The organism is Paracoccus versutus, from assembly GCF_000763885.1.
GTDB classification, from domain to species: domain Bacteria; phylum Pseudomonadota; class Alphaproteobacteria; order Rhodobacterales; family Rhodobacteraceae; genus Paracoccus; species Paracoccus versutus.
In genome coordinates, this window is record NZ_JRKO01000023.1 from 74,479 (window position 1) to 84,675 (window position 10,197).

The 10,197-nt window shown below is 70.8% G+C and carries 9 protein-coding genes and 1 pseudogene; 7 read left to right on the top strand and 3 right to left on the bottom strand.

The window, feature by feature from the left end:
* The first annotated feature begins 44 nt into the window (after positions 1–44).
* A complete protein-coding gene (gene copM, locus IT40_RS12125; protein ID WP_243700217.1) occupies positions 45–1,469 on the top strand; it encodes a CopM family metallochaperone in 1,425 nt (474 codons plus the stop codon).
* Between the two features lie 191 nt (positions 1,470–1,660).
* Complete coding sequence (locus IT40_RS12130; protein ID WP_036755235.1) at positions 1,661–2,617, top strand: aldo/keto reductase; 957 nt, start codon at positions 1,661–1,663, stop codon at positions 2,615–2,617.
* A gap of 181 nt (positions 2,618–2,798) precedes the next feature.
* On the opposite strand, the gene IT40_RS12135 is transcribed toward IT40_RS12130, so the two are convergent.
* Positions 2,799–4,157 (bottom strand): ATP-binding protein, encoded by a 1,359-nt coding sequence (locus IT40_RS12135; protein WP_036755191.1) that lies wholly within the window; start codon positions 4,155–4,157, stop codon positions 2,799–2,801.
* Positions 4,154–4,831, bottom strand: a complete 678-nt coding sequence (locus IT40_RS12140) for a winged helix-turn-helix domain-containing protein (RefSeq protein ID WP_036755194.1) — start codon at positions 4,829–4,831, stop codon at positions 4,154–4,156. The genes IT40_RS12135 and IT40_RS12140 overlap by 4 nt, the downstream gene beginning before the upstream one ends.
* 86 nt (positions 4,832–4,917) lie before the next feature.
* Between IT40_RS12140 and dsbD the strand changes: the two genes are divergently transcribed.
* The 5 genes from dsbD (at position 4,918) to IT40_RS12165 (ending at position 9,617) form a co-directional block, all read left to right on the top strand.
* Positions 4,918–6,687 carry a protein-disulfide reductase DsbD gene (gene dsbD / locus IT40_RS12145; RefSeq protein WP_243700219.1) on the top strand — a complete coding sequence of 590 codons (1,770 nt, stop codon included), beginning with the start codon at positions 4,918–4,920 and terminating at the stop codon, positions 6,685–6,687.
* Positions 6,684–7,484: a TlpA disulfide reductase family protein gene (locus tag IT40_RS12150; RefSeq protein ID WP_036755199.1), complete on the top strand. Its 801-nt coding sequence runs from the start codon at positions 6,684–6,686 to the stop codon at positions 7,482–7,484. The genes dsbD and IT40_RS12150 overlap by 4 nt, the downstream gene beginning before the upstream one ends.
* Positions 7,481–8,245, top strand: a complete 765-nt coding sequence (locus tag IT40_RS12155; protein WP_036755202.1) for a L,D-transpeptidase — start codon at positions 7,481–7,483, stop codon at positions 8,243–8,245. The genes IT40_RS12150 and IT40_RS12155 overlap by 4 nt, the downstream gene beginning before the upstream one ends.
* Entirely contained in the window at positions 8,242–8,901 is a 660-nt protein-coding gene (locus IT40_RS12160) for a DsbA family protein (RefSeq protein WP_036755204.1), read from the top strand. The genes IT40_RS12155 and IT40_RS12160 overlap by 4 nt, the downstream gene beginning before the upstream one ends.
* Before the next feature lie 86 nt (positions 8,902–8,987).
* On the top strand, positions 8,988–9,617 hold the full coding sequence (locus tag IT40_RS12165) for a DsbA family protein (protein ID WP_036755239.1): 630 nt from the start codon (positions 8,988–8,990) through the stop codon (positions 9,615–9,617).
* Positions 9,618–10,070: 453 nt separating this feature from the next.
* Here IT40_RS12165 and purU read toward each other — a convergent pair.
* Positions 10,071–10,197: pseudogene (gene purU, locus IT40_RS30030) on the bottom strand (formyltetrahydrofolate deformylase); the annotation flags it as partial.

The window sequence follows — 10,197 nt, forward strand, 5'->3', positions numbered from 1 at the left end:
GCCCCAAGGCGGCGCCGGTTCCGCGCTGCCAAAGGATGACAACAATGAGACAAGCCGCAATCGCCCTTTCCGTCGGGCTGCTGGCCGGGTTGCCCGGCCTTGCCCTGGCGCAAGCCGGGCATGACGCCCATCACTCCGGGAACCCCCCGGCGCAAATCGGGCAGGCGCCCCAGACCGCGGTGTCGCCCGCCGCCGCCGACCTTCCCGATTTCACCAAGGCCAATGTCGCGGCGATGAACGACATGCATGGGCCGATGATGGAGGGGATCATGGCCGATGACCCCGACCTGGCCTTTGTCCAGGGCATGATCCCGCACCATCAGGGTGCGATCGACATGGCCCGGATCGTCCGGCAATACGGGGACGATCCGCAGACGCAGGCATGGGCCGCCCAGATCATCGAGGCGCAGGAACGCGAGATCGCCGAGATGCAGGCCTGGCTCACGGCCAGGGCAGGCGGGGAAGCGGCCGCCGCCGCGCCTTTGGGGGGCGCCGTCTATTCCGCCAACGAAGGCGGCAATTCCATCAGCGCCGTCGACCTGGGCACCGGGGCGGCCGCCACGGTCTCGCTTCCCATCGCCCCGCATAACGTCGACCTGACGCCGGACGGCGGGCTGCTGCTGGCGGTCGGCGATCCCGCGGCCCAGGGCGACCACGGATCGCAGGGCCACGGCCATGGCGCCGGCGTTGGCGCAGACGCAGACGCAGACGCAGACGCAGGCGAAGGGCTGCTCGTCATCCTGGATCCGCAAGACCTTGCGGCGCCGGCGGCGGCGGTCGCGGTGGGGCCGCATCCGGCCCATGTGGTCGCCGACCGGCTGGGGCGCGCCTATGTGTCCCTGGCCGGCGGCGACGCGATCGCCGTGGTCGATCTGGCGCGGGCCGAGGTGGTCGCGCGCATCGCGACGGGCGGCTATCCGCACGGCCTGCGGCTCAGCCCGGACGAGGCGCAGCTCTACGTCGCCAATGTCCGGGACGGGTCGGTGTCCGTGATCGACACGGCCGGGCTGGCCGAACTCGCCCGCATTCCGGTCGGTGCCGGGCCGGTTCAGGTGGGCTTCACGCCTTCGGGCGACCAGGCCTATGTCTCGCTTCGCGACGAGAACCGGGTGGCGGTCATCGACACCCGGTCCCGCCGGGTCACCGGCAAGGTGGATGTGGGGCCGGGTCCGATCCAGGTCCTGGCGACCGCGGACGGCCGCTGGGTCTATGTGGCCAACCAGGGCAGCGAGGCAGAGCCGAACGACACCGTCTCGGTGATCGACACGGCGACCGGCCGGGTGGTGCGGACCGTCACCGCCGGCAAGGGCGCCCATGGCGTGTCGGCCTCGGCCGATGGGGCGCATGTCTTCGTGACCAACACCGCCGAGGACAGCATCTCGGTGATCGAGGCGGCAAGCGGCACGGTCATTCGGACGATCCCGGTCGGTGATCGGCCCAACGGCATCGTCCACGGGCGGTCGCACTGACGGGGACTTGGGATGGCGCCGGCGTGATCCGGCGCCATCGCGACCCATGGGCCGGCTGTCGCCGTTGCCCAGGGGCGACTAGCCCCTTGCGAAGGCCTGCATGAAAGCTGCCGGCCTTCCTGCCGCGCTTGCCGCCGGCACGCGGACGTGGTGGAACTGGCCTTCGGAACCAACATCGGATGGAGGCCCCCATGGAACGTCGCGATCTGGGCAGGAGCGGGCTGAGGATCATGCCGCTGGTCTTCGGCGGCAATGTCTTCGGCTGGACCATCGACGAGGCGCAGAGCTTCGCCGTGCTGGACGCTTTCGTCGATCACGGCTTCGATGCCATCGACACGGCGGATTGCTATTCCGCCTGGGCGCCCGGCAACAGGGGCGGCGAATCCGAGACGATCATCGGCAACTGGCTGAAGGCCCGCCCCGGCATGCGCGACCGGGTGACGATCTTCACCAAGGTCGGCTCGATCACCGGCGCCCCGCACGAGGGCGGCTTGACCGAGGCGCATATCCTGCCCGCCTGCGACGCCTCGCTGCAGCGGCTGGGGATCGAGGCCATCGACCTTTACTTCGCGCATTGGCCCGACCCGCTCGGCACCAGCTATCAGGAAACGCTGGGGGCCTTCGACAAGCTGCGGCAGGCCGGCAAGATCCGCGCCATCGGCGTGTCCAATGTCGATGCGGCGCAGCTTGGGGAGTCGCTCAGGGCCGCGCGGGATGCCGGCCTGCCGGGCTACCAGGTGCTGCAGCCGGGATACAATCTTTATGACCGCGACGGGTTCGAGGGGCCGCTGCGCGATCTCTGCCTGGCCGAGGGGATCGGCGTCGTGACCTATTACAGCCTCGCCGCCGGGTTCCTGTCGGGGAAATACCGCTCGGCGGCCGACCTGGGCCAATCCGCCCGCGGCGGCGGGGTCGGGAAATACCTGACGCCCAGGGGCATGGCGATCCTTGCCGCGCTGGACGAGGTCGCCGGCGCGCATGGTGCGAAGCCTGCCGAGGTGGCGTTGGCCTGGCTGATGGCGCAGCCCGGCGCTACCGCGCCGATCGCCAGCGCGACGACGGTGGCGCAGGTCGAGAGCTTCGCCAAGGCCGCGGCGCTGACGCTGGGCGCGGATGAGATCGAGAAGCTGACGCGGGCAGGGGCGTGACTTCGCCGCGAGGGCCGGGCCTTCGACCTTCGCGACGATGATGGGTCGCGGATGGTCCCGCCGGATGGCCGGCGGGACCAGGAACCGCCCCGCGACGGTCCGCTTGCCGGTCAACCGCGGCTTTCGAAGCTTTCGCGCAGCGCCTCAAGCAGGGGATGCTGCTCTGGAGGGCGTGGGAGGCTCAAGCAGGCGCGGCGGGCAGGATGATTTCGGCCTGCTCGCCGCCGCCCTTGCGCGGCGACAAGCGCAGCTCGCCCCCCATCGCCTCGACGGCCGCCGCGACGATGGCGAGACCCAGCCCGCTGCCGCCGCCCGAAGCGCTGGCCGCGCCGCGGTAGAAGCGCTCGGTGACATGGGGGCGGTCTGCCTCGGCGATGCCGGGGCCGCGGTCCAGCACGCTGAAGCGGATCCTCTCGCCCTCGCGCGTCAGCCGCGCCTCGACGCTCGCCCCCTTGGGCGAGGCGAGGATCGCATTCTCCAGCAGGTTGCGCAGCGCCGGCGCCAGCAGCGGCCCCTGCGTGCTGCGCCATTCGGTCCCGCCGGTTTCCAGCCGCAGCGCGACGCCGCGCGCCTGCGCCAGCCCGGCCAGTTCGTCGGCCACATCGGCAAGGATCCTTGCGCCGTCCTCGGCCGGAGCCGTGCCGTCGATGGCATTCTCGGTCGCTGTCATGTCCAGAAGCTGGCGCACCATGCGGTCGGTGCGGTCGACGCCTTGCGCGATCTGCGCCAGCGCCCGGTCGCGCGTCGCGGCATCGGGGGCCAGCGTCGCGACCTGCGCCTGGGTCTTCAACCCGGCCAGCGGGGTCTTCAACTCATGGGCGGCGAAAGCGGTGAAGCTGCGCTCGCGCTCGCGCAGCCCCTCGACCCGGTGGAAGAGGCCGTTCAGCGCCTCGATCATCGGGCGCAGTTCCGTGGGCGCGCGGGTTTCTCCCAAGGGGCTCAGGTCGGTCGCCGGGCGGCGCGACAGCGCCTGCGCCAGTCGGTCCAGCGGCGCAAGCCCGCTGCGCACCGCCAGCCAGATCAGCGCCGCCAGCAGCGGCAGGACCAGCATGGCCGGGGCCAGAAGCCCCATCGCCACGCCATGCACCAGCCGGTCGCGCATGGACCGCGCATCGCCGACCATGACGCGGATGCCCAGGTCCGGGTCGACATGGGTATAGACGCGCCAGACCTCGCCATCGACCGCGCGCTCGCTGAAGCCTTCCTGCCGGGCCAGCTGCCCCGCGGGCGCGCCGTCGGATTGGCTTTTCAGCTGGCCGTCGAAGCCCCAGACTTGGCAGATCAGCTGGCGGGCGAAACCGCGCCCGGTCTCGGCCAGGGCCGGGGCGGCCTCGGCCAGCGCCGCCGCCTCCGGCCCGGCGATGCCGCCGCCCCGGCGGATCAGCGAGGCGACCATCTGCGCCGATTCCTGCAGGCGCCGGTCCAGCACATGGCCGACCTCGGTCCGGGTCGAATGCTGGATCCAGATGACGGCGGACAGCCAGATCGCGCCGGTCGCCAGCAGCAGGATGGTCAGCAGCCGCCTGCGGATCGAGATCATGTCCGCTGCCCTTTCCCTGCCGCCGCCAGCCGGTATCCGGCGCCGCGGACGGTTTCGATGAACGTCCGGCCCAGCTTGGCGCGCAGGTGGTGGACATGGACCTCGACCGTGTTGCTTTCGACATCCTCCTGCCAGCCGTAGAGCCGCTCTTCCAGCTGGGTCTTGGACAGGATGCGGCCCGGATGCTCGGCCAGGGCGTGCAGGATGGTGAATTCGCGGCGCGAAAAGCGCAACTCGCGCCCGCCGATCCGCCCGGCCTGTGTGGCGGGGTCGAGGCTGAGCCCGTTCCACTCGATCACCGCCGCCGCGCGGCCTTCCTGCCGGCGCAGCATGGCGCGCAGCCGGGCGGCGAGTTCGTCGAGGTCGAAGGGCTTGCCCAGGTAGTCGTCCGCCCCCGCGTCCAGCCCCGCGACCCGATCGCGCACCCGGTCGCGGGCGGTCAGCAGCAGCACCGGCAGCCGTTCGCCCGCCCGGCGCAATTCGGCCAGCAGGTCCAGCCCCGAGCCATCGGGCAGCATGATGTCCAGGACCACGCCCGCGAAACCGCCGCCCGCCAGCGCCGCGCGGGCATCGGCAAGGGTGCCGACCGCATCGGCATTGAAGCCCGAAAGCCCCAGCCCGACGGTAAGCCCATCGGACAGGACCGGGTCGTCCTCGACGATCAGCAGGCGCATGGCGTTCTCCCTTGGCTTGACGATCACGCTTTCGTCGGCGGAGCTTAAGCTGGGCTTAAGGTCGCGTCCCTAGCCAGCCCGGCATGATGACGAGATTGTTTGCTTTCCTGATGGCCGCGCTGCCGCTGCTGCTCGCCGGATTTCCGGTGGCGGCGCAGGCCCGGCCCCTGCAACCCCAGGACGCCTTTGCGCTGAGCGTCAGCCCGGCCGAGGATGGCGCGCTGGTGCTGAACTGGCGCATCGCCGAGGGCTACTACCTCTATCGCAGCGGCTTCGCGGCAGAGGCGGGAGATCGCAGCCTGCCGCTGTCCCTGCCCGAGGGCGAGAGCCATGACGATCCCTATTTCGGCAAAGGCCAGATCTATCGCGGCGCGGTCGAGGCGCGGCTGGAACGCGCGGGCCAGCCCGTCACCCTGCGCTGGCAGGGTTGCCAGCAGGACGGCATCTGCTATGCGCCGCAAAGCGTGCGGCTGGATGCGGAGGGCAGGGTGCTGGCGGATAAGGGTGCCGGCGGCTCGGGCTGGAGCCCGTGGCCCGCGGATGGCGTGGCGGTTTCCGATGGCGGGCTGACCCTGGCGCAGGATCAGGGGCTGGTGCAGGGCCTGGCCGCGCGCGGCGGCGGGGCGCTGGTGATCGCCGGTTTCCTGGGCTTCGGGCTGCTGCTGGCCTTCACGCCCTGCGTCTTTCCGATGTTTCCCATCGTCGCCGGAATGCTGGCCGGGCAGGGCGAGAGCCTGACCGCAAGGCGCGGGTTGGTCCTGACGGGCGCTTATGTGCTGGCGATGGCGGCGGCCTTCGGGCTGCTGGGCGTGGCGGCGGCATGGTCGGGGGCGAACCTGCAGATGGTGCTGCAATCGCCCGCCGCCACCGCGGTCGTCGCGGCGCTTTTCGTGGCGCTGGCCCTGTCGATGTTCGGGTTTTACGACCTGCAGCTGCCGCAGGCGCTGCAAGCCCGCCTGGGCCGTATCGGCGGCCGCCGCGGCTCGGTCGGCGGGGCGATGCTGCTGGGGTTCACCTCGGCGCTGATCGTCGGGCCCTGCGTGACCGCGCCGCTGGCCGGGGCGCTGCTTTATATCGCGCAGACCGGCGAGGTGATGCTGGGCGCGGCGGCGCTGTTCGCGCTGGGGCTGGGGCAGGGGTTGCCGCTGCTGGCCATCGGGATTTTCGGCCCGCGCATCCTGCCCGGCAGCGGCGGCTGGATGGAGGGTGCCAAGCGCGCCTTCGGGGTGATCTTCCTGGGCTTCGCGATCTGGCTGGCGGGGCGGGAGCTGCCGGGGCCGGTCACGCTGGCGCTCTGGGCCGTGCTGCTGGTCGGAACGGCGGTCTTCCTGGGTGCGCTGGACCGGCTGGAGGGCGATGCTTCGCGGGGCCGCCGGCTTGGCGCGACGCTGGCGGTGCTGCTGCTGTTCGCCGGGCTGATGCAGGGCTTCGGCGCGGCGCTTGGGGCGCAAGATCCGCTGCGGCCGCTGGCACCGCTGGCGGGCGCCGCGCCGGCCGAGGCGCAATTCGCCTCCGTCACCACCCGCGCAGGGCTGGATCGGGCGCTGGCGCAGGCCGAGGGTAGGCCGGCGCTGCTTTACGTCACCGCCGACTGGTGCGTGACCTGCCGCGCCATCGAGCGCGGGCCTCTGGCCGATCCCGCCGTCCATGCCGCGCTGGCCGGCTTGGCGGCGATCAAGCTGGATGTCAGCACCTTCGACGCCGAGGCGCAGGCACTGATGCGGGATCTTGCCGCCGCCGGGCCGCCGACCATGGTCTTTCTCGACGCCAGCCGCGCCGAGGCCGCGGGCAGCCGCCTGGTCGGCGCAATGGACAGCGCCGCGCTGCTGGCCTCGATCGGGAAGGTGGCCCGATGAACGCGATCTCGATCGGCCCGCTGGTCTTCGACGGCGCGCGTTTCGCCGCAGTCGTGGCGTTGCTGCTGTTCTTCGCGGCAATCGAGATCGCGGCGCGGCTGCAAAAGAGCGATGCGTCCCGATGGGCGGGATTTGCCGTGCTGGCCTGGATCGCAGCCGCGCGCATGGGTTTCGTCGTCGCCAACTGGCCCAGCTTTGCCGATCATCCTCTGGATGCGATCAAGCTGTGGCAGGGAGGCTTCCTGCCCGCTGCCGGCTGGGCCGGCGGCAGCGCCGTTTTCCTGTTGGCGCTGTTGCGACGGGCGCGAGGCGCGGTCCTGCCGCTTGCTCTTGGCAGCGCGGCGGCGCTGGCCGGGCATCAGGCCGTCATCGCCACCCTGACACGTCCGGCGGTCACGATCCCGGACATGCAACTGATCGCGCTGGACGGGCGCGGCGTGCACCTGGGCGGACGCGACTGGCCGGTGGTTCTGAACCTCTGGGCGACCTGGTGCCCGCCCTGCCGGCGCGAGATGCCGATGATGACCGAACTGGCCGCCAAGACGCCCGGCGTCGATTTCGTCTTCGCCAATCAGGGCGAGGAGGCCGAACAGGTCGTGGCCTTCCTGAAGGCCGAGGGCCTGCCCGCCGAGGGCATGATCCGCGATCCGCATGGCCGGCTGATGGGGGCGCTGAATGCGGTCGGCCTGCCCTCGACGCTGGTCTTCGACGCCAGGGGGCGGCTGGTCGCGGCGCAGACGGGCGAGATCTCGCGCGCCGCCCTGACCCGGATGATCGCGCAAGCGACAGGAGAATGACGATGAACCCGATACGATCCGCATGGGCGGGCGCGGCCCTGCTGGCGCTGGCGGCCTGCGCCTCGACCGAACCGACAGCCCCCGCCGATCCGCCGCCGCCCGCCGTCAGTCCCGAGATGGCGGCCATGTATGGCGCGATGGACGACAACGGCCACCATATCCCTGCCGTCGATCCGAAGCTGCTGACCGGGGACAAGGCGCGGCAGGTGGTGGATTACTGGAGCGACGAAAAGCCCGGCACGATCATCGTCGATCCCCATGCCCGCTATCTCTATCAGGTCCGGCCCGGCAACCAGGCGATGCGCTATGCCGTCGCCGTGGGCGCGGCCGGCTATGGCTTCACCGGCGAGGCGCATATCCCCTATCAGCGCGATTGGCCAAGCTGGAAGCCCACCGACAACATGGTCGCGACCCAGCCCGAGCTTTACGGCCCGGTCGAGCAGGGGCTGGAAGGCGGCATCGACAACCCGATGGGCGCCCGCGCGCTCTATCTGCACAACGGCCGGGGCGATACCTATTACCGCATCCACGGCACCATGGACCCGGCCTCGATCGGGCAGGCGACCTCGGCGGGCTGCATCCGGCTGTTCAACCAGGACATCATCCACCTCGCCGGACAGACCGGCAGCATGACCAAGGTTGTCGTGCTGAGCGAGGCGGAATCCGGCAAGGGCACGGTGCCGCCGGGCCAGCCCTTGCCGCAACCCGCGCCCCCGGATGCGCTGGCTGCCGGCCCCGTTCAGACAGGAGGAACGACATGAGCATCACCCGACGTCACCTCCTGGCCGGAACAGCCGGCCTTGGCCTGGCGGGCCTTGTCGGAGGAGCCGTCCTGCTGACCCGGAGCAGGGGAGGCGGGAACGGCGCCAGCGGCACCGCCGCGGCCGAAATGACCGCCAACGACGTGCTGCACGATCCCGACAATCCGGTGCTGGGCAACCCCGAGGGCACGCTGACCATCGTCGAATATTTCGATTACCAATGCCCCTACTGCAAGCTGGGCCATGCCATGCTGACCCGCGTGGTCGGCGAGGACGGCGACATCCGGCTGGTGATGAGGGACTGGCCGATCTTCGGCGCGCCCTCGGTCCTGGCCAGTCAGCTGGTCCTCGGGGCGGCCGCGATGGGCGATTACGCGCAGGCCCTCAAGGCGCTGATGGCGACCGAAGCCAGGCTCTCCGAGGATCGGATCCGGCAGGTGCTGGGCGACGGCGGCATCGACACCGGCGCGGCGCTGGCCGCTTATCGAGCGGAACGCGACAAATGGGACGGGCTGCTGGCGCGCAACTCGGCGCAGGCGGCGGCGCTGGGGCTGCGCGGCACGCCGGCCTTCATCATCGGCCGGACGATCCATCCCGGCGCGCTGGACGAGACGCGCCTGCGCGGTGCCATCGCCCAGGCACGGCGGACGTCCTGAGCAGGATGGTCTACAAAGGGCGGGACATCCCCGCCGCCATCGCTTCCCGGCGCACCCACCGGGGGCGGAACCATGAAGGAGAGATCATGCAACGCCGTCACCTCGTCCTTGCGGGCGCAAGCCTGCTGGCCCTGCCGGTCCTGCCCCGCACGGGCCTGGCGCAAGAGCGCGCCAACCCGATGCCCGAGGCGCTGCGCCAGTCGCTGGAACGCGACCCGACCGCCCCGGTTCTGGGCAACCCGCAGGGCGACATCACCCTGTCCGAGTTCTTCGACTACAACTGCCCCTTCTGCCGCAAGATGGTCGAGCCGATGCACCGGCTGATCACCTCGGACCCGAAGCTGCGGGTGGTGTTTCGCGAATGGCCGGTCTTCGGCGAGGATTCGGATTTCGCGGCACGGGCCTCGCTGGCCTCGTTGCAACAGGGGCGGTATTGGCAGTTCCATACCGCGCTGTTCCGCACCAGGGGGCGAGTGACCGAGGCCGCCACGATGCGCGCCGCCCGCGACATCGGCCTCGATACCGCCCGGCTGGAGCGCGATATGGCAGCCGAGCCGGTCGAGCGTCACATCGCCATGAGCCATATGCTGGCCGAGCACATGGGGCTGATCGGCACCCCCACCTTCGTCGCCGGCGACGAAGGCGCTTTCGGCGAATACAGCCTCGATGACCTGCGCGGGCTGGTCCAGCGCGCAAGGGAAACGATGGCGACCTAGAGCCGCCCGTCAGAACGGCCGGTTGTCGAGAGCCTTGCCCCAGGCTTGTCGCCGGCAAGGCGCACGGCTTCGGGGCGTCGCGGCCAATCCGCCACGCAGGGAGCGGTTGGGCCGATCGCGCAGGACCATGCTGACCCCGAACTCATCCGGGCCATCGCTGCGGGCTGGACCCCATGCCGCGCCGATCTTCTCCGCCGCCGGGCGCAGGATCCGTTGCCTGTCAGCAAAGGAGCCGCTCGCCCTCCCTCGGCACCTCGGACGGAAACCGTAGATTCCGTGGTCATCACGATTGGGTATGAGCTTGACGGCGAGTGCTTCGGAAGCGAAGCGATGGCAGGTTGGGAGGCGGCACGGGAACAGGCGGGCAAGGCCTTCGCCGGTTTCCCCGCTGCTTGCCTCCGGCGGGGATATTTGTCCACGGAGGAACGGGGCTGGGGGTTGGGGGGCGCTGTTTCACCCCATTCTTTCGGATGCGTAGCTTCCTGGCGAGGCGGGGAAGACCACAGTCTTGTTGCCGTTGAGGAACACCCGGCGGTGGATATGGGCGTGGATGGCGCGGGCCAGGACCTGGCTTTCGACG